This is a genomic window from Novosphingobium sp. Sphag1I, assembly GCF_056279125.1.
On the sequence record NZ_JBWBQS010000002.1, the window covers coordinates 238152 to 262797 of the forward strand.

13 protein-coding genes are annotated in these 24646 nt (G+C 62.4%); 6 read left to right on the forward strand and 7 right to left on the reverse strand.

Going from position 1 to position 24646, the window contains the following annotated elements:
• The first annotated feature begins 12 nt into the window (after window positions 1-12).
• Complete coding sequence (locus ACZ9HU_RS03150; protein ID WP_476102218.1) at window positions 13-3192, forward strand: efflux RND transporter permease subunit; 3180 nt, start codon at window positions 13-15, stop codon at window positions 3190-3192.
• An 11-nt stretch (window positions 3193-3203) separates the two neighbouring features.
• Entirely contained in the window at window positions 3204-4610 is a 1407-nt protein-coding gene (locus ACZ9HU_RS03155) for an efflux transporter outer membrane subunit (protein WP_476102220.1), read from the forward strand.
• Between the two features lie 43 nt (window positions 4611-4653).
• On the opposite strand, the gene ACZ9HU_RS03160 is transcribed toward ACZ9HU_RS03155, so the two are convergent.
• The 7 genes from ACZ9HU_RS03160 to ACZ9HU_RS03190 form a co-directional block, all read right to left on the reverse strand.
• Entirely contained in the window at window positions 4654-5640 is a 987-nt protein-coding gene (locus tag ACZ9HU_RS03160; protein ID WP_476102222.1) for a DUF6607 family protein, read from the reverse strand.
• Window positions 5641-5658: 18 nt separating this feature from the next.
• Complete coding sequence (locus tag ACZ9HU_RS03165; RefSeq protein WP_476102224.1) at window positions 5659-7767, reverse strand: TonB-dependent hemoglobin/transferrin/lactoferrin family receptor; 2109 nt, start codon at window positions 7765-7767, stop codon at window positions 5659-5661.
• A 268-nt stretch (window positions 7768-8035) separates the two neighbouring features.
• Window positions 8036-8794 carry a GntR family transcriptional regulator gene (locus tag ACZ9HU_RS03170; RefSeq protein WP_476102226.1) on the reverse strand — a complete coding sequence of 253 codons (759 nt, stop codon included), beginning with the start codon at window positions 8792-8794 and terminating at the stop codon, window positions 8036-8038.
• Between the two features lie 128 nt (window positions 8795-8922).
• Window positions 8923-10647 (reverse strand): N-acetylglucosamine-specific PTS transporter subunit IIBC, encoded by a 1725-nt coding sequence (nagE, locus tag ACZ9HU_RS03175; protein WP_476102228.1) that lies wholly within the window; start codon window positions 10645-10647, stop codon window positions 8923-8925.
• Entirely contained in the window at window positions 10644-13154 is a 2511-nt protein-coding gene (gene ptsP / locus ACZ9HU_RS03180) for a phosphoenolpyruvate--protein phosphotransferase (protein ID WP_476102230.1), read from the reverse strand. The genes nagE and ptsP overlap by 4 nt, the downstream gene beginning before the upstream one ends.
• 10 nt (window positions 13155-13164) lie before the next feature.
• Window positions 13165-14310 carry an N-acetylglucosamine-6-phosphate deacetylase gene (nagA, locus tag ACZ9HU_RS03185; RefSeq protein ID WP_476102232.1) on the reverse strand — a complete coding sequence of 382 codons (1146 nt, stop codon included), beginning with the start codon at window positions 14308-14310 and terminating at the stop codon, window positions 13165-13167.
• Complete coding sequence (locus tag ACZ9HU_RS03190; protein ID WP_476102409.1) at window positions 14307-15332, reverse strand: SIS domain-containing protein; 1026 nt, start codon at window positions 15330-15332, stop codon at window positions 14307-14309. Before ACZ9HU_RS03190 ends, nagA begins: the two co-directional genes overlap by 4 nt.
• 501 nt (window positions 15333-15833) lie before the next feature.
• Here ACZ9HU_RS03190 and ACZ9HU_RS03195 point away from each other — a divergent pair.
• The 4 genes from ACZ9HU_RS03195 (at window position 15834) to ACZ9HU_RS03210 (ending at window position 24631) form a co-directional block, all read left to right on the forward strand.
• A complete protein-coding gene (locus ACZ9HU_RS03195; RefSeq protein ID WP_476102234.1) occupies window positions 15834-18563 on the forward strand; it encodes a TonB-dependent receptor in 2730 nt (909 codons plus the stop codon).
• A 140-nt stretch (window positions 18564-18703) separates the two neighbouring features.
• Window positions 18704-20992: an alpha-N-acetylglucosaminidase gene (locus ACZ9HU_RS03200; protein ID WP_476102236.1), complete on the forward strand. Its 2289-nt coding sequence runs from the start codon at window positions 18704-18706 to the stop codon at window positions 20990-20992.
• A complete protein-coding gene (locus tag ACZ9HU_RS03205; protein ID WP_476102238.1) occupies window positions 20989-22116 on the forward strand; it encodes an acyltransferase family protein in 1128 nt (375 codons plus the stop codon). The genes ACZ9HU_RS03200 and ACZ9HU_RS03205 overlap by 4 nt, the downstream gene beginning before the upstream one ends.
• 34 nt (window positions 22117-22150) lie before the next feature.
• Window positions 22151-24631: a glycosyl hydrolase 115 family protein gene (locus tag ACZ9HU_RS03210; protein ID WP_476102240.1), complete on the forward strand. Its 2481-nt coding sequence runs from the start codon at window positions 22151-22153 to the stop codon at window positions 24629-24631.
• Window positions 24632-24646 lie beyond the last annotated feature (15 nt).

Genomic DNA, 24646 nt, shown 5'->3' on the forward strand with positions numbered 1-24646 from the left:
GGGAATTTTCCCATGCGCTTTTCCCGTTTCTTCATAGACCGCCCGATCTTCGCGGCGGTGCTGGCGGTGCTTATCACCGTGGTGGGCGCGCTGGCCTTTGTGGGCCTGCCCGTCTCGCAATATCCCGAAGTGGTGCCGCCAACAGTCACCGTTTCGGCCCAATATCCCGGCGCCTCGGCCGAAACCGTGGCGGCCACCGTTGCCACGCCCATCGAGCAGGAAATCAACGGCGTCGACAATATGCTCTATATGAGCAGCCAGTCGACCGGCGACGGCAAGGTGACGATCACGGCCACCTTCAAGATCGGCACGAACCTTGATGCCGCGCAGGTGCTGGTGCAGAACCGAGTGGCGATTGCCGTGCCGCGTCTGCCGCAGGAAGTGCAAAGACTGGGCGTGGTGACGCGCAAGACCAGCCCTGACTTCCTGATGGTGGTCAATCTGCAATCGCCCGATGGCAGCCTGCCGCGTGACTATATCTCGAACTATGCGCTGACGCAGGTCCGCGACCGTCTGGCCCGGCTTGACGGCGTGGGCGATGTGCAGCTGTTTGGCGGCCGCGATTATGCGATGCGCGTGTGGATCGATCCTGCCCGCGCCGCCGCGCTCAACCTGACGGCGGGCGAGATCGTTGCGGCCCTGCGCGCACAGAATGTGCAGGTATCCTCCGGCGCTCTGGGCCAGCCCCCCTATTCCAAAGGCGAGGCTTTCCAGCTTGGCGTCGAAACGCAAGGCCGCCTGACCGATCCGCAGCAGTTCTATGATGTGGTGATCCGCACCGACGCCGCCGGCCATCAGGTCCGCGTGCGCGATGTGGCCCGCGTCGAATTGGGCGCGCAGGATTACGGCATCAACACCTATCTCTCGAACAAGCCTACCGTGGTGATCGCGGTGATGCAGCGCCCCGGCTCGAACGCTCTGGCCGCCGCCGCGCGCATCAAGTCCGAGATGGACACGATCGCCAAGACCTTCCCCAAGGGCTTGGAATATTCGACAATTTATAACCCCACCGAATTCATCAGCCAGTCGATTGATGCCGTCTATCACACGCTGTTCGAGGCGGTGGTGCTGGTGGTGCTGGTGATCCTCATCTTCCTGCAAAGCTGGCGCGCGGCGATCATTCCGGTGTTGGCCATCCCCGTCTCGCTGATCGGTACGGCGGTGATGTTGGCGGCGGTGGGCTATTCGCTCAACAATCTCTCGCTCTTTGGGCTGGTGCTGGCCATCGGCATCGTGGTCGATGACGCTATTGTCGTTGTCGAAAATGTCGAGCGCAACATGGCTTTGGGCATGAGCCCGCTGGAAGCCTCGCGCACGTCGATGGATGAAGTGGCCACCGCGCTGGTTGCCATCGTGCTGGTGCTTTGCGCGGTGTTTGTCCCCACCTTGTTCATCACCGGCCTTTCGGGTCAGTTCTACAAGCAGTTTGCCGTCACCATCTCGACCGCAACGGTCATCTCGCTGCTGCTCAGCCTGACGCTTTCGCCTGCTCTGGCCGCTCTCCTGCTGCGCGGGCACGTCGATGCGGCCCATGCGCACTTGCCCCGCTGGCGGCGGATGCTGCAAACGGGTGCGGACCGGTTCAACACCGGCTTCGACCGGATGAGCGCAGCCTATGCCCGCCTGACCCGCCGCCTTTTGGGCAGCCCCAAGCGGATGATGGCGGCCTATGGCGCGCTGATTGCGGCAACCATTGGATTATTTGTCATCACGCCTTCGGGCTTCATCCCGGCGCAGGATCAGGGCTATTTCCTCGCCATCGTGCAATTGCCCTCGGGCGCCTCGCTGGAACGCACGGACGGCGTGGTGCGTGACGTTGCTGCGCGTATCCTGCCCATCAAGGGTATTCGCGGCGCGGTGATGTTTGCCGGGTTCCACGGCCCTTCGCGCACATCGGCCCCCAATTCGGGCGCGATCTATTTCCCCTTCAAGAGCTTTGCCGAGCGCAAGGAAATGGGCGTGACCTATCAGGGCATCATGGATCAAGCCAACAAGGCGATGGCCGGTTATGACAAGGCGCGCATCATCCTTGTGCCGCCCCCGGTCATTCAGGGCCTTGGCGCAGCGGGCGGCTATCGCTTCATGCTGCAGGACCGCGAAGGGCGCGGCTATGACGCTCTCAATGCGCAAGCATGGGCGTTGATCGCCAAGGCCAATGCGCAGGCCGGATTGAAGCAGGTCTATACATTGTTCGATGTGGGCACACCGCGCGTCTATGCCGATATTGACCGCCGCAAGGCCGACCTGCTGGGCGTGCCGCCGGAACGCATTTTCGAAGCGTTGGAAGTCTATCTCGGCTCAGCCTTCGTCAATGACTTCAACCTTTTGGGCCGCACCTATCGCGTCACCGCACAGGCCGACCCGGAACACCGCTCGACCGTGGCCGATATTGCCAACCTGAAAACCCGTTCGAACACCGGCGAGATGGTGCCCATTGGTGCGGTCGCCAATTTCGAGGACAAGACCGGTCCCTATCGCGTGGTGCGCTATAACCTGCAACCGGCCGTAGAGGTCGATGGCGACAGCGCGCCCGGCTTCTCCACCGGCCAATCATTGGCCACGATGGAAAAGCTGGCCGATGATACGCTGGCGCCCGGTTACGGCGGCGAATGGACCGACATCGCCTATCAACAGGTCCATGCAGGCAATACCGCCGCGATGGTCTTTGGCATGGCAGTTCTTTTCGTCTTCCTCGTGCTGGCCGCGCAATATGAAAGCCTGACGCTGCCGCTTTCGATCATCCTGATCGTCCCCATGTGTCTGTTGGCGGCCATGTTGGGGGTCAATCTGCGGGGGATGGATAACAACATCCTGACGCAAATCGGTCTGGTGGTGCTGATCGCTCTGGCGGCGAAGAACGCCATTCTGGTGGTGGAATTTGCCAAGCAGGCCGAGGACGAGCAGGGCATGAACCCCATCGATGCTGCGGTCTATGCCTCGCAAACCCGTCTGCGTCCGATCCTGATGACCAGCCTTGCCTTCATCCTGGGCGCCGTGCCTCTGGTGATTGCAACCGGCGCAGGCGCGGAACTGCGTCAGGCGCTGGGCACGGCGGTGTTCTTTGGCATGGTGGGCGTCACCGGCTTTGGCCTGATTTTCACCCCCACCTTCTATGTCTTGTGCCGGAAAATGGCGCTGCGTTTTGCCAAGGCCCGTCGCGGTCATGGCGGCGCGATGCAACCGGCCGAATAAGGAAATTTGCGATGACACGCATCATTCCAATCCTGCTGGCCACCAGTCTGCTGGCCGGATGTGCGGTGGGGCCGAATTATCACGCCCCGGTTGCCGCCTCCTCGGCCAAGGCCCCCTTTGCGGGGGCCGAAGCGCCCGGTTTCGCCGCCGCCCCTGCCGCCGATCAATGGTGGACCATGTATGGCGACCCGGTCCTTGATGGCCTTGTTCACGATGCTCTGGCCGCCAACACCGACATCCGTGTCGCCGTGGCAAGGGTAGAGGCCGCCCGCGCCAGCCTGACCGGTGCGCGCGCGCCGCTCCTTCTGCCTGAAACGACATTGTCGGCCTCGGGCAATCGTCAGCGCATTTCCTCGATCCAGACCATTCCGGGCCAATCGCGTGAGCGCTGGGCCTATGATGGCGGATTGGCTTTGTCCTATGAAGTCGATGCCTTTGGCCGTTTGCGCCGGGGCGTAGAAGCCGCCAAAGGCGATGCCGCCGCTGCGCAGGCCGATGCCGATGCGGTGCGTCTGGCCGTGGTGTCCGATACGGTCCGCGCCTATCTGGACGCCACCACCAGCGCCGAGCGCGAAAAGGTGGCGCAGGAAACGGTGGACCTGCTCGACCGATCGATCCGCATCACCGGGGCGCGGGTCGATGTCGGGCGGTCTGATCGGCTGGACCTGATCCGCGTTTCGACGCTGCGCGATCAGCAGGCCGCATCGATCCCGCAATTGCAGGCCGACCGTCAGGCCGCCCTGCTTCGCCTTGCAACGTTGACCGGGCGCACACCTGCGGACCTTCCGGCGGCGCTGCGACAGGTAAACGTGACGCCGGAATTGAAGCAGCCGATCCCAGTGGGTGATGGGGCGGCATTGCTGGCGCGGCGTCCTGATGTGCGTGCTGCCGAACGCCGCCTTGCCGCCGATACGGCGCGCATTGGTGTGGCGACGGCGGATCTCTTCCCACGCATCACGCTGGGTGCCTCCGGTGGTGCCACGGCGCTGGGCGGAATGGATGTAACGGGGGCCTCGGCCTCGCGCTGGTCATTGGGGCCGTTGGTCAGCTGGACCATCCCCAATATCGTCGCGGCGCGGGCGCGGATCGCGGCGGCCAAGGCCGAAACCAAAGCCTCGCTGGCGCAATTTGACGGCGCGGTGCTGATCGCGCTGGAGGAAACCGAGAGGGCCTTGTCCAACCTGTCCCATGCCCGCCAACGCGCCGATACTTTGCAGCGCGCCCGCGATGAGGCATCACGCGCGGCCCGCATCAGCCTTGCCCGTCAACGCGAGGGGCAGATTGATTTCCTCACCGTACTGGATGCGCAACGCACCTTGGCCGGGGCTGAGGCTGATCTAGTCGCGGCCCGCCGCGCCGCCGCCTTTGCCGAGGTCGATGTGTTCCGCGCCCTTGCCGGAGGATGGCAGGCGACATGAAAAACGGGCGGGGGGGTGTCGCCTCTCCCCCCCGCCCGCCCTGTCAGCGCGTTACTTCGGCAATGACCGCCCGCGCGCTGACAATTGCTTTATCGGTGGTGATTTTTCCGGCCCGGATATCATCGGCCAGCCCCATCAACCTTTCAGCGCCCGCCGATCCGGTTTCGGCTACCTCGGCCACTTTGACGCCCTGCCCTTTGGCGATGGCATCGCCCCATGCGCCGCGCACCGCAGCCCAGTAGTCCTTGGTCGCGGCCCAATAGGCCTCGGCCGCTGCGACATCGAACCGGCCATCGCGGACATAGGTGTTGAGGCCCGATTCCTGCACAAAGGGCACGATCTGACCCGATCCTGCCGGGTCGGGGCCTTCTTTCAAATTGTCCTGCCAATGGATCCAGCCCGTCGGCGTCGGCGAATGGCGATTGATGGCCAGATAGCGGTCATAGGCCGGATGGCGCACCGCATCGCGCCGGGCCAGCGGGCGGAGCGTCCAGCTTGAACGCCAGCGGCGTACCCCGCCCTCGTCGCTCCATTGGCCCCATCCGCCATAGCGGGGGGAATCGTCGGTCTGCCACACGGTTTGCGACCAGCGGCCCGCGCGCATGGTGGCCGGGATGGTTTCAAGTTTCCATTCCCCCTTGCCCGCATAGGTCAGCAGGTTTTCGGGTTCATAGTTCCAGTCCTGCCGCCAATGCTTGATGACCATGGTCTTGCCGCTCTCATCTTTCACCACCAACAGGTGCTGCAAGGCGATATGGCGGCCGGCGTCCTCAATCACGCGCACCACCTCATGCCCGCCTGACAGTTTCGACGGGATCGCCGTGTAATCAGCCCGCCAGCTTGTCGTTTCGCGCAGATCGAACGTCACCTTGTAATCGCCCGCCATGGCCAATATCGCGGCGCGATCAGCGGTAAAGGCCTGGGCATTGGCCTGAGCTGAACGCGGGGCGATGGGGCCGTCGGCCATGGCGGGCGCTGCCGGGGTCATGGCCAGACCCAGCAGGAGGGATGCAAGAAGGGCTTTCTTCATGGGAATTATCCTTAAAGTTCAGAAACGGGCGGTCAGCGAGACGGAGGCATTGCGCCCCGGCTGGGTATAGGCATCGGTGACGGTCGAACTGGCCGACAGACCACGCACATCGCTCCACCATGCGTATTTGGCGTTGGTCAGATTGAACACGCCCGCCCGCAGCGTCAGCGCCTGTCCAAGGCGGACATAGGCGGTGGCGTCGAGGATCGTGAAAGCGCCGGGGCGATAGCACAGGCTGTTGCTGCAATCGGCGGCATTGGTGGCCGACATTTCCTTTTGCGCCGAATGGGTCATGATGATCTGTCCGCCGATACGCCCGCCCGGCGCGTCATAGCCCAGTCCCATAATCAGCTTGAGCGGGTCGATGGTGGAAAGCGGGGTCCGCGCGCCATCGGTGCCGGTGACAGTGCCTGTGGCATAGGAAATCGCCAAGCGCCCGGAAATGCCGTTGCGCGCGCGCAGCGCCACCTGGCCCTCCGCGCCCGAAATACGCACGCGGTTGAGGTTGATGAATTGATAGACCGCCGGATTGCTGGGGGTGAAGGCGCCGCTCACCACCTGCTGGCTGATGAAATCGCGATATCGGCCCGTAAAGCCGGTGATGCCTGCGCTGATGCCGCCTTGGGCAATACGGATCCCGCCCTCGAAGGTCTCGCTGGTTTCCGGTTTCAGGTTCGGGTTGGGCACCGAGGTATAGCCAAAGGCAAGGTTCTCGAAGAACTGGTTGACCTGTGTCGGGGCGGGTGCCTTGAACCCTTGGGCATAATTGCCGAAAACACTGACCAGACCCAGTTTGACCCGCGCCCCGATCTTGGGCGAAACGCGCGATCCACTCTGCCCCTGCCCGGTGAAATTCGAGGTCAGCCCATCGCCCTTGGGGCTGAGCCGATAATGGTCGAAACGCAGGACAGGATAAAGCGTTAACACCTTGCCCCCCACGCCGATCTCGTCGCCCAGATAAAAGCCGGCCAGCGTAAAATCGGTGGGCGGAAAGGCGCGGGTGGGAAATGTCTCATTCGTGGGCGGAACGGTCCCATCACGCACCCCCTGCTGACGGGTAAAGCTGGCGTCGGCGCCATAGACGAAGGCATGGGTCAGCGGGCCTGTGTTCAGGTTGGAGTGCAGTTCCGCCGACAGGCCGATCACCCGATTGGCAAAAGTGTTCAGGCGTGTGCGGTCCGCCGCCGCATTGCGATCCTCGGCGGAATATTGGCGATTGTCGGCTTTTTGATACCAGCCCGTGATCTGCGCCATCTCGATCGCGCCCGCCCCCTGCCATCGCCAATCAAGGCTGACGCGATCTCGCCGGATCGTGTCACGCCCGCTCAGGCCGATCACACTGGTTGAGGCGGAGGCGGTCGGCGCGACGCCGGACAGCCCATTTGTGTAAGTGTGATTGTCCAGATGATCCAGCGTCAGGCGCAGGCGATGCGCCGCGGACGGCGCCCATACCAGTTTGGCCAGCACCGCGTTGGATTGCGTGTCCTGCGGATTGGCGGCGGTGCGGGTGGAATTGGCGGCATTATTGCTGCCCTTGGTTTCCTGTTCATGCCCGTCGCGCCGGGTATAGGCGATCAGCGCGGACCACGCCCCGGATTTGCCCGCAAGGATGCCGGTTTCGGTCGCCTTGTCGTCCGCGGAATCATAGGCGACGCGGCCAAGCCCGGCGACCTTGCGTCCATTTTTCAGGAAGTCTTCCGGGTCGCTGGTGATGAAGCTGACGGCGCCGGCCAGGCCATCGCTGCCATAGAGCGCCGAGGCGGGACCGCGTAGAATTTCGACCGATTTGACCAGGCCGAGGTCCACATAGTCTCCTCGCCCCGCAGATTGCGCGCCAAATTCAAAACCATCAGGAACGCGAACACCGTCCACCTGAACCAGCACCCGATTGCCTTCCAGTCCGCGAATGTTGAAACCGGCGTTGCCATCGCGCCCCGTCGTGCCGCTGGCGGCGCCAAAGCGGGCGGGTGCGCGATGGACCGATACGCCCGGCTCAAAACGGATCAGGTCCTTGATGTCGGCGGCCATTTGGTCGGCGATTTGGCGGTCGGTGATGACCGAGACGGTGGCGGGCACTTCACCGATGGTGGTCGGACGGCGGGTCGCCGTCACGGTGATCGCGTTCATCGGGTTAAGCGTGACGAGCGGATCGCCGTCCTGCGCGGAGGCTGGCGAAGAAAGGCAGGTTGCGGCGAGCAGGAAACCCGCAACCGGATACCGCCGGAAATGGCGGATAGGTGACGAATGAAAGGAAATGACACGGCCCCTTAAACTGCGATTGATTCGCAATATCGTTTAAGGCGTGAAGACGTGAACGGTCAAGCAGCGACAAGCCGCTTAACTCAAGTTTTTGCGAATTATTCTCAATTTATGGTTTGAAAGCCGGTACCAGCCCTCACGACTGGCTCAATTCCGCAACCAGATCATAGGCATCGCCGCGATAATAGCATTGCGCCACCTCGATCACTCGCCCATCCGGCAGGAAAGCGCGGCGGTCGATGAACAGGCAGGGATCCCCCTTTTCGACGCCCAAAAGCGCCGCATGTTCCTCGCTGAAGCCAATGGCGCGCACACGTTGCAACACGCGTACCGGACGCAATCCACGCAAGTCCAGCGCATCATAGAGCGATTCCTCAACCGCATCGGCCGAAGGCAGACCCCATGCCGGAACCGCCACATGCTCCAACGCCATGGTTTCACCATCGGCATAGCGGATACGTTGGAACCGATAGACCGGCGATCCGGGCGAAAGGCCCAGAGAGAGCGCCTCATCAGGCGTAACCGCACCTTCACTGCGATCCAGCCACCGGCTGGACGGCTTGCGCCCGCGCGAAAGCATGTCTTCCGAAAAGGAGGAGAGCTTGGAAATACTCTTTTCCACGCGGCCCGATGACGCAGGCGCCGCGCCGCCGACGAAGGTTCCCGCCCCCTTGCGCCGTTCCAGCAAACCTTCATCGACCAGCTTGTCGATTGCCTTGCGGATCGTGACGCGCGACAGGGCATAGACCTCGCCCAATTCCCGCTCGCTGGGCAAGGCGCTGCCCACCGGCAGGCGGCGATTGTCGATGGCGTTGCGCAACAGTTTTTGCAGACGCAGGTAGCGCGGACCGGCCTCATCGTCATCCAACGTGCCTACCTGATCGATAAAGGCCATAATACTCCTTTGCCCACATGCCGGGGCGGGTGTGGTCTGCTTTCGGTCTTATCCAAAATGGAATGGGGCTCGGCAAGGCTTTAATGTGCCTTGCCAAGCCCCCTCCTGCAAACGCCTGTCGATATGTCTTATGATGTCCAGGCGGATATGGTGTCGGCGGGGAAAAGCAGATGCCACTGCCCTGCGAACTGGCCGCCCCCGCGCAGGCCAAATTGTTCAAGCGCCGCCATATCGGGCGCAGCGACGCATTCCACAACCAGACGGCTGCGACCAGCGCGCACAAAGGTAACAGGACCAAGCGCGGCCTGAACACCCGATGGCAAGGCGGTGATGGAGAGATCAGTCAGCCCGACTTCGGCCTTGTCCGCCGCCGGTTGTGCCGGAGCAGGGGCCACCGTGATGCCGCCCGCGATGGCCGCCTGAATTTCGCTGGCGACACTGTCGGCCTGCGGGCCAAGGATGACCTGAAGCCCCTGCGCCGAAGGACGGATCAGACCGCGCGCACCCAATGCCTTGAGCGCGGCTTCATCGACCGCCTCCTGATTGGAGACGACCAGGCGCAGGCGCGTGGTGCAGGCGCCGACCTCCACCAGATTGCCCGCGCCGCCCAGCGCCGAGACAAAGGCCGCCCCGCGTCCCATTTCGGTCGAGACATCGGCAACAGCGGCGCTGTCATCTTCACGCCCCGGCGTTTTCAGGTCGAACTTGACGATGGCAAAGCGGAACACCGCGTAATAGATCGCGAAATAGGCCAAACCGACCGGGATCAAGACCAAGGGCCGGGTCGCCTTGGAAAAGTTCAGCACAAAGTCGAACAGACCGGCCGAAAAGCCAAAACCCAGATGCACGCCTAGCACAGACATCAAGGCCATGGCCGCCCCGGTCAAAACCGCATGCAGGGCAAAGAGCGCAGGCGCCAAAAACATGAAGCTGAATTCAATGGGTTCGGTCACGCCCGTCAGGAATGAAGTCGCCGCAAGGCTGGCCAGCATACCGCCCGTTTCGCGCCGCTTTTCCGGCCGCGCGCTGCGATACATGGCAAGGCAGGCCGCAGGCAGGCCGAACATCATCACCGGGAAAAAGCCACTCATGAACGCGCCCGCGCCCGGATCGCCCGCAAAGAAGCGACGCAGATCGCCCGTCACCCCATGATAATCGCCCAGTACAAACCACGCGATATTGTTGAGGATATGATGCAAGCCCGTCACCAACAGCAGGCGGTTGAGCAAGCCATAGGCAAACAGGCCAATCTCACCGCTGCCCAAGGCCGCGCGCGAGGCTCCATCGACGCCCGCATTGATGGCATCATGGCTGAACCCGACCATGGCCGCCAGCACGACGCCGCAGGCCCCCGCAATGATCGGCACAAAACGCTTGCCGCCGAAAAAGGCCAGAAAATCTGGCGGTCGAAAGCCGGAGAAGCGGTTGTAACCAAGCCCGCCGACCATGCCCGAAATAATGCCCAAAGGCACCGCGACGCGGCCGATCTGGCCCTGACGCCACGCACCTTCGACGGCGCCGCGCGCGGTTTCGGCAACCCCCACCACTACATCGGCGGGCACCTTGAGCAAAGCCTTTGCCCCTTCGGAGGCGACCAGAAAACAGACGACGCCCGCCAAAGGCGCCGCACCATTGCCATCACGGGCAAAGCCGGTCGCCACACCAATGGCAAACAACAGGCCCAGATTGGCAAACATCGCCTCACCCGCCGCGCTGACGAAAGGCAGGCCCAACAGATCGGGTTGGCCAAGGCGGAGCAACAATGCCGCCACCGGCAATACCGCAATCGGCAACATCAGGGCGCGGCCCAAACGTTGCAACCCTTGCGCAAAGACGTGGAATGAAGCCGTCACAGCGCAATCCCCCCAATAAATTCAGCCGCCAAGGCCCGCACCTGCGCCGGGCCGGCAACCTCCAGAACACGCTGGGCCAATTGGCGGCACTCCGCGATGTTCAAACTGCGGACCAGCGCCTTGATTTCCGCCACCATGGCGGGCGCGGCGGACAATTCGCCCACGCCCAGACCGATCAGGATCGGCACCGCCAAAGGATCAGAGGCCAGACCGCCGCAAACACCCACCCATCTGCCATGACGCGCGCCGCCCTGACAGGTCTGACCGATCAGGCGCAGGACCGAAGGGTCCAACCCGTCCAGCCCCGCCGCAACCGCCGGATTTCCGCGATCCATCGCCAGCGTATATTGCGTCAGGTCATTCGTGCCGATCGACAGGAACGCACATTCCGCCGCCAGCGCATCGGCCATCACCGCCGCCGCGGGCGTTTCAACCATCACGCCAATGTCCGGCAACGCGACGCCCAAATTCGCCGCTTCTTCGGCGGCCACTTTTTGCAGGGCGCGCAATTCATCCACACGGGCCACCATGGGGGCCATGATCTTGATCTTGCGCCCGACGCTGGCGCGCAAGATGGCGCGCACTTGCGTCCGCAGGACATCCGGACGGGCCAGACCAACACGCAACCCGCGCAATCCCATCGCCGGATTTTCTTCGGGCGCAATGGGCAGATAGGGCGCAGGCTTGTCCCCGCCAATATCGAGCAGGCGGATGATCAGCGGACGTCCATCAAGGGCATCGGCGATCCCGGCATATTGCGCGGTTTGTTCGTCCTCGTCCGGCGCGCTTTGGCGGTCAAGGAACAGGAATTCGGTCCGCAACAGGCCGCAACCCTCGGCCCCGCCAAGGACAGCCGGGGCGGCTTCGGACAATTTGCCCAGATTGGCAAAGATCTCGATTCTGGTGCCGTCGGCGGTGCGGCCTTCCTCATGCGCGCTGGCCATGGCCGCGGCGCGTCGGGTGGCGCGCGCCTCGATCATGTTGCGCACCGTCACCAATCGATTGGCCTCTGGCGCAACTTCAACCGCGCCGCCATCAGCGTCCAACACCAAGGGCGTGCCTTCGTCGATCAACAACAAACCTTCGCCCAAGGCCACCAAGGCGGGCAGGCCCCGGCTCGATGCAATAATGGCGACATGCGACGTCGGCCCACCCCGCGCCGTGGCCAAGCCGACCACGCGGGACAGGTCGAGCGCCGCCACTTCGCTGGGCATCAGATCTTCGGCGATCAGGATCGCGCCATGCGGCGGCAAAGGTGCTTCGGGTTCGCCGCCCACCAATTGCCATTGCAGGCGCAGTTCCAGATCCATGAGATCGCCCGCCCTTTCGGCAAAGCGCGGATCGGGCAATTGGCGCAAGGCCTCGGCCTGCGCCCAAAGGGTCTTGCGCCAGCCTTGCGCCGCCGTCGCCCCGGCGTCGATAGCGCCGCGTGCGGTCTCGATCAGTTCTTCATCATCCAGCAGGGCAAGATGCGCGCCAAGGATCGCTTTTTGCTGGGCAGTGCCGCTCATGGATTGCGCGCTCAATTGCGCGCGCAGCAACGTCAGTGCGTCATTGAGCAGCGATTTTTCCGCCAACGCCCCTTGTGAGACGGTAGCCAATTCCGGTTCGGCGCGACGCGGGCGCCATGCGGTGCCCACGGCCATGCCGGTTGCGGCGGTAACGCCCGTGATGCGGTCCCCGGCCTGCGGAGCCTGAACGGCAAAAACGGGCGCTTCAATCACAACATCCTGCGACAGGGCAAGAAATTCGCCCATCCCGCTTTCGATCAGCGCGCAAATTGCGTCGAGCGCTTCGCCCGCTTCATCGCCCTGTGCGACCAGACGGATGGAATCGCCGTGGCCAACGCCCAGACGCAGCATGGCGCTGGGGCTGGTGATCGCAGCCGTTGCGCCTGACTTCTCCACGGTCACTTTGGCCGCAAACCCGCGCGCGCATTCGGCAAGCCGCGCACTTGGGCGGGCGTGCAGGCCGTGAGCCAAGGGTACGCGGAGGCTGCGTTCGATCTGTTCCCCCGCCATCACCTGATCCGCGCCGGATTGCGCATGGCCAATGATGCGGCCCAAAATACGGCCCTTGGCCACCATGCCCTGTTCAATCAAGGGCTGCCATTGCCAGCCTTCGGCCTCGATCAGGATGATCGGCATCACAAGGCTTTTGGCCCGCGCAACGACCGAGGCGACATCGACGCGCAGCAAGGCTTGCCCCGCCTTGACCTGCTCTCCAACCTTGACCAGAGGCGTGAAGCCCGCGCCGCCGAGGCGGACCGTTTCCAGCCCGAAGTGCAGCAGAAGATCGAGCCCCGGCGCCAAACGCAGCGTCACCGCATGGCCTGCGGCGTGAACCGCCAGCACCTCTGCATCGGCGGGCGCGTGGACCGTGTCGGACACCGGATCAATCGCCAAACCCGGCCCCAGAAGGCCGCTGGCAAAGGCATCATCGGGAACATCGCCCAGCGGGCTGATCCAGCCATCCATCGGGGCGAGCAGGTCGAAAGCCTTATCCATCACCGCCTCTTTAACCCGCAAAACGGCAGGCGCCGCCAATCCAAGTCTGCGTCACGATCAGATCCGCGTCCAGCGCGACAAAATCCGCCGTCATGCCCGGCGCAATCTGCCCAATCCGGCCTTCAAGCCCAAGGAAAGCCGCAGGCGTGGCCGAGGCCATTTGCGAGATCTTTTCCATCGGCAAACCCGTCATGGTCAATGTGTTGCGCACAGCCGTTGCCATATCCAGCCCTGACCCTGCCAGCGTTCCGGCGGCATCGGTACACATGCCATCACGCACATAGATCGGACGACCATCCAGCATGAACGGCTGACCGCCATTGCCCACACCGGGCATGGCGTCGGTCACCAGCATCAGACGCTCGGCGCCCTTGACCCGGCAGGCCAGACGAACCGCCGCATTGGCGACATGGACGCCATCCACGATCAGGCCGCAATAGACATCATCCCGATCAAACGCCGCGCCGACCATGCCGGGCGCGCGATGCATCAGAGGCGTCATTGCATTATACAGATGCGTCACGCCGCGCACGCCATGTTCGAAACCGGCGACGGCTTCCTCATAGGTGGCATCGGTGTGACCTGCGCTGATGACCACGCCCGCGCGGGCCAGCGCCACGATCTGTTCCGGCGCCGCCAGTTCTGGAGCCAGCGTGAGCATCACCACACCCTTGCGAGGGCGGGTGAGCAAAGCCATGGCCGCATCGTCGAGAACGCAAAGACGCTCCTCGCTGTGGATGCCCTTGCGCGCCGGGTTGATAAAGGGGCCTTCGATATGAACGCCGACAATGCCGGGCACGCCCTGTTCAATGGCGTCGTCCACCGCATCAAGAGCGGCAGCGACAACATCAACCGAATCGCTGATCAAGGTTGGCATCATGGCCGTCGTGCCAAAGCGCGCATGGGCCGCGGCAATGGCCGCCACGCCATCGGCGGTGGTGCAATCATTGAACAGCACGCCGCCGCCGCCATTGACCTGTGTATCGACAAAGCCGGGCAGCAGATAACCACCGGCAAGATCGATAACCGAGTCAACCGGGCCTTCCCCGGCCTGTCCGATGGCGGAAATCCGGCCATCCTCAATCGTCAACCGGGCCGAATTGCGCCATTCACCCGCGATAAGGGCCTGACCGTTCAGGGCATCAACAGTGGTCATCGCGTGCGTGTCACCTTGGCGAGATAGGGAGGTTGATCGGGATCATGCCCGCGCGCCTGCGACAAAGTGTTAGCCATGCGATAGAAGCTGGCAATCATCAAAAGCGGGGCCAGTTCATCACGGGCCGTCAGGGCAGGCAAATGGACCACGCCTTCGGGCGCATTGTCGCGCACATCGGCCAGCCAAACACGCGCGCCGCGCTGGGCAAATTCGCCCGCGATCTTGCGCACATCGTCGCCCGTCGCATCCTCACCCGCAAAGGCCAGAACCGGGAAGCCCTCGCGCACGACGGCCATCGGTCCGTGGCGCACTTCGGCGGCGGAGAATGCCTCGCCATGCAGGCCTGAGGTTTCCTTGAGCTTGAGCGCGGCTTCCTGCGCAATGGCAAGGCCATAACCGCGGCCAAGGATGAACAGATTGCTGGCATCGACCAGACCGCCGATCAACGGCGTCCAGTCCAGAACAAAGGCCCGATCCAGCAAGGCAGGCAGAGCCTCCACATCACGGGTCAGCGCTTCATCACCCGACCATGCCGCCACCAATGCGGCAATCCCGGCCAGCGAGGTGATATAGGACTTGGTGGCCGCCACCGAACGCTCCACCCCGGCATGCAGCGGCAGGGTGAAATCGGCCATCTGGGCCAGAGGCGATGCCTCATCATTGACCAGCGCGACGACAGTGGCGCCCGAAGCCTGCTGACGTTCAACCGTCGCCAGCATGTCCGGACTGCGGCCCGATTGCGAGATGGCCAGGCACAATACGCCGCCCTTGGCCGCATGGACCACCGGCGCGTCATAGACCGACACCGTCGAGAAGGCCGCCGACGATGTCGGCAGGCCAAGCCGGGTTTCGATCATGTATTTGGCAAAGGTCGCCGCATGATCCGACGAACCGCGCGCACAGGTCACCACGAAAGCAGGCGGGCATTGCGCCAAATGGGCCGCAAGGCGGGCCAGTTCACCCTTATTGCGCGCCATGAACCGGGCCACCGACTCGCCCGCCTCGGCGGCCTCGGCATACATCAGGGTAGAGGTGATATTGCGCCGATTATCTTCAGACGCGCGGTCATCAAGCGAAGGTGTCACGAATTGGTTCCTGCCTTGCGCCCATCCCGACAAGGGAGGGGCTGTCGTGCCGCAGATGTCGGCAAGTGATATTTAATTGGTATTATTTTAAGCGTGACACCATTGCAACAGCTTTCATTCGTATTCGCATTTTGGCGTACAAAACCCTTACCAACCCGCTCCCGGAATTGAGCGTTGGACGGCACGCAATTTACCCTAAATCGCGAGAAAGCTTGGGCTATACGGCCTTGATTCGCATCAAAAGGCCCATCCCACCCGGATTGTCAGGCCAGCGTACAGACATGTGGCAATACCAAAATGAGCAAATGTGTCATCAAAATGACTTGACACGTCGCGCCATCCAGCAGATTTCTGAGCGCAGAACGGGGCAGATCCGGCACAGATATGTGCCACCCCCGGGGGTTCAGAGGGTTTAGCTCAATTTTTTGAGGGGGTTTTATGACGATCTCGCGTGTTTCGCTTGTTTCGCCGCTTTCACGTGTTGCCAAGATGGCCATGCTTTCCACTTGTGGTGTTTCCGCGCTGATGGTTGCCGGCGTTGCCCACGCCCAAACCGCCGCTCCTGCGGCGCAGGCCGACGCTTCGGACGGCATTGTCGTCACCGGCTTCCGCGCCAGCCTCAAGTCGGCGCTGGACGCCAAGCGCAAGGACACGCGCGTTTCGGACGGCATTTCGTCCGAAGACATCGGCAAGTTCCCGGCCGAAAACATCACCGAATCGATTCAGCGCATTTCCGGCGTCCAGATGTCGAACATCAACGGTCGCGGCGCAACGATCAGCATTCGCGGCCTTGGCCCCCAATATGCGATGACCACCATCAATGGTCAGACCATCAAGAGCGCCGACTTCACCGACGGCTTCCGCTTTGACATCATCCAGACCGAACTGGCCAGCGCCATTCAGGTCATCAAGTCGCCCACCGCCGACATGGATGCAGGCGGCCTGTCGGGCACGGTGAACATCGAAACCACCAAGCCGCTGGATTATCGCAAGCGCCAGCTGGTCGTTTCGGCCAAGGCGCAGAATTCGCAATATGCGGGCGGCAAGATCACGCCCAAGGTCGGCGTCAGCTATATCGACCAGTTCCTTGACGGCACGCTGGGCGTCTATGTCAACCTTGGCTATCAGAAGCTGAACGACCGCGCCGACTATATGTGGATGGACCGCTGGACGCGCAAGACCGTTGGGACCGATACCAACATCCTGACCCCGCGCCGCCCGCGCTATCGCCGCATCGACCGCGAAACCGAACGCCTGATGGCCAGCGGCGGTCTGCAATGGCGCCCTTCGGATCGCATCGAAGTCGGCTTCAACGCGATCTATGCCAAGGACAAGACCACCTATGACGTAAACCAGCAGGTTTTCCTGTTTGCCGATGACCCCACCAAGGGCTCCGTCATCACGGTCAATTCCTATGCCAATGGTGCGGCCACCAATGTGACGGCCACCAATTTCACCATGGAAAACAACCGTCAGCACGAAGACCGCAACCTGACGACCCAGCTTTACACGCTGTCGGCCAAGTGGACGGGCGACAATGGCTGGAGCGGGCGCGCGATTGCCAATTATTCCAAGGGCACCTCGTATCAGCGCGAAGCGGCCGCCATTCTGGGCATCAATATCGCCAGCGCCACGCTGGACATTTCGAACCCGGAATCGATCAAGTTCAACACCACGTCGGACCTGAATTCGACCGCAACCTATGCGCGCGGCTCGCTTACCCGCAACGAATATCCCAATGGCGCCACGCGCAACATGCGCACGACCGAATGGTCGAGCCAGGCCGACCTGTATAAAGAAGTCCACTTTGGTCCGTTCAGCAAGCTGGCCGCGGGCGTCAAGTTCCGCCACGAAACCTTCAACCGCTTTGTTTCGCGCCACGACCTGATCGCGCTGGGTTCGGCCCAGCCCGCCGCGTCCAGCACGATCTTCCCGGCCATGGCCACCAACAACTATCCGGTCAGCGGTTTCCTGAACAATGCTTCGGGCATCCCCAACGCCTGGGTTGGCCCGGATCTGGCCGCCTATGACAAGGCGCTGGCCGCAGCCGGTATCGTGGTGCCCGAAATCTTTGCGCCCGAAGCCTCGTATCACGTCGATCGCTATATGCCTTCGGTCTATGGCCAGGCCACGATCGACACCGAAATCGCGGGCATGCCCCTGCGCGGCAATGTCGGGCTGCGTTATGAATACACGACGCAAAAGGTGCAGGGCAATGTCACCGCTCCGCGTACCGATGGCTATACCGAAGTTCAGAACAAGATCGGCAACTACAACCTGAACCAGAAATACGGGAACCTGCTGCCCAGCATGAACCTTGTTCTGGAACCGGCCAAGGCGGTTCAGGTCCGTCTGGCTGCGGCCAAGGTGCTGGTCCGTCCGATCATGGACAGCAACACCTCGATGGCCCAGACGCAGTCGTTCTCGCGCCCCGGCGGCGTGCCGACCTACACGGTCGATCTGGGTCAGGCCGGTCTGAAGGCTTTGACCGCCAATCAGGTCGATGTGGGCGTCGAATGGTATTATGAACGCTCCAGCGCGATTGCCATCAACGGCTTCTACAAGTGGATCAAGAACGGCACCTATTCGTCGCTGATCTGCCCGTCGTCGTACAATGGCACGTCGCTTTCGACCAATTCTTCGGGTGACTGCGTTGATGGCGCGGGCAATGCCTATGACATCACCCAGTCGTTGAACGATCCCAGCACGATCAAGGTCAAGGGCTATGAAATCAGCCTCAACCATTCGTTCGACAAGATGCTGCCGGTCAAGGGTTTCGGCCTGATCGCCAACTATACCCGCGTGATCCCGCAAAAGCTGGCCGTGGGCACGGGCTACACCATCCGCAACCTGTCGAAGGTGACGTGGAACGTGACGCCTTACTGGGAAAACCGCTACTTCTCGTTGCGCGCATCGGTCAACTATCGCAGCGGTTATGACCAGAACAATGCGGACAGCTTCTTTGCCCGCGAAGGTCACACCGTCAAGGCACGCACCCAGGTTGACCTGAGCGCCGGTTACACGCCGGACGCGCACCTCAGCTTTACCGCTGGCGTGATCAACCTGAACAACAGCCGTGAAAAGGCAACCTACACCGGCACCTCCGTGTGGCAGGAATCCAGCTTCTATGGCCGCAGCTTCTATGCCTCGGCTTCGTACAAGTTCTAAGAACCTACCCTGACTGTCCGGCAAGGGAATGGCGGGGCGGGGCACAAACCCCGCCTTGCCAGACCCTTGCCGGATTTTTTGTTTTTACGCCTCGTTTTGCCTGATTGACCTGCCTGTCTGCACGGAAGAAAACTGGACCCATGCTCAGCCCCAAATCCCCCGCGCGTCTGACCAGCCTTGCTCTTGCCCTGATGCTGGGCGGCGCGGCGCAAGCGGCCGATACGCCCGATATTGCCGCAGCGCGTGCGGCCATCGCGCGTTTGGGGGTCAAAGCGGCAAAGGTTGACCTGAACATCCGCCCTGCCGCGCATCCCACCTATCGGGTACGCATTCGCAACGGCGCGATCATGGCCAGCGGTTCCTCCTCGGTCGCGCTGGTGCATGGCGTGGCCCAGGCGTTGGAGGCCAAGGGTAAGCTGCATTTAAGCTGGGAAGGCCGCCGCGCAGCGCCCCTTTCCCGCACCGACAATTTTGACAGCGGCGAGGTGTCGTCGCCCTTTGACCTGCGCGCCTATCTCAACACCTGCACCTATGGCTACACCACCCCTTGGTGGAACTGGACCCGTTGGAGCAGCGAGATCGATTGGATGGCGGCCCATGGCATCGACACGCCGCTGGCCATGGAAGGGCAGGAATATGTCTGGCGCGCGCTCTGGCGCGAGGAAGGCATGGACGAGGCCGCCATCGGGCAAAGCCTGTCCGCCGCGCCATTCCTGCCGTGGCAGCGGATGGGCAATATTGCGGGCTATCGCGCCCCGCTCTCACCCGGATGGATCGAGAAGAAGCATCAGTTGCAGGTCCAGATCCTGAAACGGATGCGCAGCCTTGGCATGAAGCCGGTGCTGCCCGCTTTTGCCGGCTATGTGCCCGAAGGTTTCGCCAAAGCACACCCCAAGGCGCGCATTTATAAAATGCGCAGTTGGGAAGGTTTCCCGCCGACCTATTGGCTCGACCCGTCCGATCCGCTTTTTGCGCGTCTGGCCAAGCGTTTCATCGAGATCTACAACGCCACCTACGGCGCGGGTGATTATTACCTTGCCGATGCGTTCAACGAAATGGTCCCCCCGATTGCCGAGGACGGATCAGACGCCACCAACGCGCAATATGGCGATGCCATCGCCAACACCGCCGCCGCCAACACGCAGGCCGAAAAAGTCGCCGCCCTGCCGCCTGCCGTGCGCGATGCGCGTCTGGCCGCCTATGGCGAGAAGCTCTATCATTCCATCACCGCCGCCGCGCCGCACGCCACTTGGGTGATGCAGGGCTGGCTGTTCGGTGCGGACAAGGCGTTCTGGACCCCGGACGCGGTCCGAGCGTTCCTGTCCAAGGTGCCCGATGACAAGATGCTGGTGCTTGACATCGGCAATGACCGTTATCCCGGCATCTGGCAGCAGACGCAGGCCTTTTACGGCAAGCAATGGGTTTACGGCTATGTCCATAATTACGGTGGCAGCAACCCGGCCTATGGCGATCTGGGCTTTTACAAATCGGACATCGCCGCCGCGCTGAACAATGCGGGCAAGGGTCAAATGGCCGGTTTCGGCATGTTCCCCGAAGGTCTGCATTCGAACAGCATCGTCTATGCCTATGCCTATGATCTGGCATGGGGGCCAAAGCGCGATTTGGGCGAATGGCTGATGAATTACACCACCGCCCGCTATGGCACCACCTCGCGCGCGCTGGTTTCGGCATGGCAAACGGCCATCGGCGGGGCCTATCAAACCCGCTATTGGACCCCGCGCTGGTGGAACCAGATGGCCGGCGCCTATCTCTTCTTTAAGCGCCCCAGCATGAGCGGCGCGGATTATCCCGCCGCCCCCGGTGATCCTGCGGCACTGCGCCGGGGGATCGAAGCGATGCTGGACGCCGCGCCTGCGCGCCCTTCGGCCTTGTTCGCCAAGGACATCGTCGATCTTACCCGCCATTATGCCAGCATGATGCTGGACGATCGGCTTAAGGCCGCGCTGGCCGCCTACAAGGCAGGCGATGTGGCGAGGGGCGACAAGGCCCGCGCGCAGGTTGAAAGCCTTGCCCGCAAGATCGACACATTGGCCGCCAATCAACAGGAAACGCTGGCTTCTTGGGTACGGGACGCCCGCGCCTATGGCGATACGCCGCGTGAAAAGGAGGAATTCGCAACGCAGGCCAAGGCCATCGTCACCATCTGGGGCGGGACGGGCCATCTGTCCGATTATGCCTCGCGGGCATGGTCGGGGCTTTATGCCGATTACTATCTGCCGCGCTGGCAAATGATGCTGGATGATGCGCGCGCCGCAGCTCTGACGCACAAGCCTTTGGACGAAGCCGCCTCTATCGCCCGCATTCGGGTGTGGGAGGAAAAGTGGGTGGCCAATGGCCAATCTTATGCCCATGCCGCCCCCGCCGATCCGGTGCGCGCCGCCGCGCAATTGTTGAAAGAACTGCCGTGAGTGAACTGGCCGCCAGCAAACCCCAGCGTTTCGTCTCGCTCGACGTGTTTCGCGGTGCGACGATGTTCCTGATGATTCTGGTCAACACCGCAGGACCGGGCGCACGGGCCTATGATCAGTTGATCCATACCAAATGGATTGGCTTCACGCTGGCGGATCTTGTGTTTCCCACATTCCTGTTCGCCATGGGCAATGCGATGAGCTTTGCCATGCGCAGGCCCCTGCCCGCCGGGCCCTATCTGGCCCGCTTGCTGCGACGCGGGGCGATCATCTTTGCGCTGGGCTTCCTGATGTACTGGTTCCCCTTTATCCGCCACACGAACGCAGGATGGGAATTCATCCCCTTTGCCCAGACCCGCGTGCCGGGCGTGCTGCAACGACTAGCGCTGTGCTATGTGCTGGCGGGCGTCATGGTACGTTGGCTGGATTGGCGGGTAGTATTGGGCGCCTGCGCGGCATTGCTGCTGGGCTATTGGGCCATCATGCTGCAATTTGGCGTTCCGGGCGATGCCTTTGGCAAGATGGGCAATGCGGGCACGCGGTTCGACATGTGGCTGCTGTCGCCGGGACATCTCTACAAGAAAGACGGCGGTTTCGATCCTGAAGGTTTCCTTGGCACCCTGCCCGCCGTGGTCAATGTGCTGGCCGGTTATCTGGCCGGTTTGCTGATCCAGCGTAGAGGCGATCTGCGTGACGCTTTGCGGGTGATGCTGGTGGCGGGCCTTGCCTGCATCGCGGCGGCTCATGCGTGGGAGCCTTTGTTCCCCATCGCCAAGAAACTGTGGACCAGCCCCTTTGTCCTGCTGACCACCGGGCTGGATCTGCTGCTGCTGGGCTGGACCATCTGGATCATCGAATTGCGGGGGAAACAGGGCGGGGTCCGCTTCTTCACCATTCTGGGGCGCAATCCACTGGCGATCTATCTGTTTTCCGAAATGTTCGTGACAGTGCTGAACATGGTGCCGGTGGGCGAGGACGGGGTTTACGACTGGGTCGGCATCCATCTGTTTCAGGCGGTCGCGCCGGGGGCATTCGGATCGCTGCTCTGTGCGCTGGCATATACGATGCTGTGCTGGGCCGTGGGTTGGTGGATGGACCGCAAGGGCCTGATCCTGAAAGCATGAATGTACCGATAAGCCCCTTGGGGCACGGGAGAGAATGATGAAATTTGCAAAGAATGCCATGCTGGCCGCCGCCCTGTGCGCGACCAGCCTTTCGAGCCACGCCCAAGCGGGGGATGATGCGATCATCCGCTTTGCCCCGGTCAAGGGCGGCTTCGCGCTGGCCGATAAAACCCATGCCGCGCCCATTATCGTTTCGCCGGGCGAAGCCATGGCGGTCCGCCACGCCGCGCAGGATCTGGCCAAGGATCTGGAACGCGTGACCGGACAGACCCCGCGCCTTCTCGATCAGGCGACCGCATCGGCGCAGGCCATCATTATCGGCACGCTGGGGCAAAGCCCGATGATCGACGCCATGGTCAAGAAGGGCACCATTAAGGCGCAAGCACTGGTGGGCAAGTGGGAAAGCTTCCTGATCCTGACGGTGGAACATCCCCTGCCCGGCGTCGATCACGCACTGGTGGTCGTGGGCAGCGACCGTCGCGGAACGGCCTTTGGCGCCTATGAAGTTTCGCGCGCGATGGGGGTCAATCCGTGGAACTGGTGGGCCGATCTGGCGCCGCGCCATCACGATACGCTCTATGCCGCGTCCGGATTGCATCACTTTGGCCCGCCTTCGGTGCGCTATCGCGGCATCTTCGTGAATGACGAGGATTGGGGCCTGTTCCCATGGGCCGCGCAGAACTTTGACCCGGAACGCAAGGATATTGGCCCCAAAACCTATGCCCGCATCTTTGAACTGATGCTGCGGCTGAAAGCCAACACCCTCTGGCCCGCGATGCACAAGACCACGGCGGCGTTCAATTCCGATCCCGCCAATGCCAAACTGGCGGACGACTACGGCATCATCATGGGTTCTTCGCATTCCGAGGTGATGCTGCGCAACAATGTGGGCGAATGGAAAGACGCGCCCGACGCCTTCAACTATGCCGCAAACCCGGAAAAGATCCGCCTCTATTGGGAGGAGCGGGTCCAAAAGAACGCGGCCTATGAGAACCTGTGGACCATCGGCATGCGGGGCCTGCACGATACCGGCATGGTGGGCACCAGCACGATGGCCGAAAAGGTTGCCCTGCTGGACAAGGTCATCAAGGATCAGCGCGCCTTGCTGGACAAACATGTCGCGGGCGGGGCGGAAAAGGCCGGACAGATCTTCGTGCCCTATAAGGAAGTGCTGGAAATCTACCGCTCCGGGCTGAAGGTGCCGGAGAATGTCTCGATCGTCTGGCCCGACGACAATTTTGGCTATATCCGCCAATTCCCCAGCAAGGCCGAAGCATCGCGTTCAGGCGGCGCAGGCGTCTATTATCACCTCTCCTATCTGGGCTATCCGCTTGCCTATCTCTGGCTTTCGACCACCCCGCCCGCGCTGGTGCGTGAAGAAATGGTCCGCGCCTATGACAAAGGTTCGCGCAATATCTGGATCGTCAATGTCGGCGATATCAAGCCTGCCGAAATCGGCACGACCCATTTCCTCGACATGGCTTGGGATGTCGAAAAGCATCGTGGCGAGAGCCAGAAGGAGTACCTGAAGGGCTGGCTGGGCGACGCTTTCGGGCCGGAACTGGGCGCGAAGGCCGCGGCGATGATGGATGAATATTTCCTCCTCAACTTTGCCCGCCGCCCCGAACATCTCGAATGGCCGGCCAAGGCGGAAGATCGACACCTCTCCGACTTCACCTTGGCCGAGGCGCATGATCGCCTGCGTCGCTGGCGCGCTTTGGCGGCACAGGCACAATCCTTGGCCACCCAAGTTCCCGCCGACCGGCAGGATGCATGGTTCGAACTGGTCGAATTTCCGATCCGGGCGGCGTCGGCGGCCAATATCCGCTATTTCGCCGCCGAATATTACGACGAAATGATCGAGGTCATCGCCGCCGAAGCCTATTCCGCAGGCGGCGCCATCGCATGGGCCGAGGATGAAATTGCGGCCATTACGGCGCGCTATAACAATGCCGTCGCGGGCGGGAAATGGCGCAACATCATGCCCGCCGAACCCGCCGATCCGCAATGGCGCATCTATCGCCCGCGCCCGATTGTCACCCCGGCAGCCTCCCTGCGCAGCGCGCCAGACCGGTTTTTCGCCCGGGTCGATGCAACCCAATTGCCAGAAATGCCGGTGCTGGAAGCAGAAAGCATCCCCGCCAAAGGCTGGCGCAAAGTCGAGGGCATGGGACGCGGCAACGGTGTGATGATCTCCGATGCACAAGGCGCGCCTTGGTCGGCCAATGTTACGCTGGCACCGGGCCAATCAGGCATATCGCTTGGCATCCTGCCCATGTTCCCCGATGGCGATGATCGCGCGCTCAAGATCGAAGTCAGTATTGATGGCGGGGCGCCTATTGCCCTGACCGTACCGCGTCAGGTCGGCAATGCGGCATGGGTCGAAGGCGTTTTGAGCAACCTGATCAAAGTTCCGGTTCCCGGCCAATTGGCATCCGGCCGGCACCGCATTGCCGTAACAGCGCGCAGCGGCGGTATCGCATTGGACCGCCTGATTTTCACGACGGCACCGTAATATTTCATTGGGGCC

Bases quoted from the DNA above. Each gene is read 5' to 3' on its own strand.
- ACZ9HU_RS03150 (WP_476102218.1), top strand. From the start codon at position 13: ATGCGCTTTTCCCGTTTCTTCATAGACCGCCCGATCTTCGCGGCGGTG.
- ACZ9HU_RS03155 (WP_476102220.1), top strand. From the start codon at position 3,204: ATGACACGCATCATTCCAATCCTGCTGGCCACCAGTCTGCTGGCCGGA.
- ACZ9HU_RS03160 (WP_476102222.1), bottom strand. From the start codon at position 5,640: ATGAAGAAAGCCCTTCTTGCATCCCTCCTGCTGGGTCTGGCCATGACC.
- ACZ9HU_RS03165 (WP_476102224.1), bottom strand. From the start codon at position 7,767: ATGAACGCGATCACCGTGACGGCGACCCGCCGTCCGACCACCATCGGT.
- ACZ9HU_RS03170 (WP_476102226.1), bottom strand. From the start codon at position 8,794: ATGGCCTTTATCGATCAGGTAGGCACGTTGGATGACGATGAGGCCGGT.
- ptsP (WP_476102230.1), bottom strand. From the start codon at position 13,154: ATGGATAAGGCTTTCGACCTGCTCGCCCCGATGGATGGCTGGATCAGC.
- nagA (WP_476102232.1), bottom strand. From the start codon at position 14,310: ATGACCACTGTTGATGCCCTGAACGGTCAGGCCCTTATCGCGGGTGAA.
- ACZ9HU_RS03190 (WP_476102409.1), bottom strand. From the start codon at position 15,332: ATGTATGCCGAGGCCGCCGAGGCGGGCGAGTCGGTGGCCCGGTTCATG.
- ACZ9HU_RS03195 (WP_476102234.1), top strand. From the start codon at position 15,834: ATGACGATCTCGCGTGTTTCGCTTGTTTCGCCGCTTTCACGTGTTGCC.
- ACZ9HU_RS03200 (WP_476102236.1), top strand. From the start codon at position 18,704: ATGCTCAGCCCCAAATCCCCCGCGCGTCTGACCAGCCTTGCTCTTGCC.
- ACZ9HU_RS03210 (WP_476102240.1), top strand. From the start codon at position 22,151: ATGATGAAATTTGCAAAGAATGCCATGCTGGCCGCCGCCCTGTGCGCG.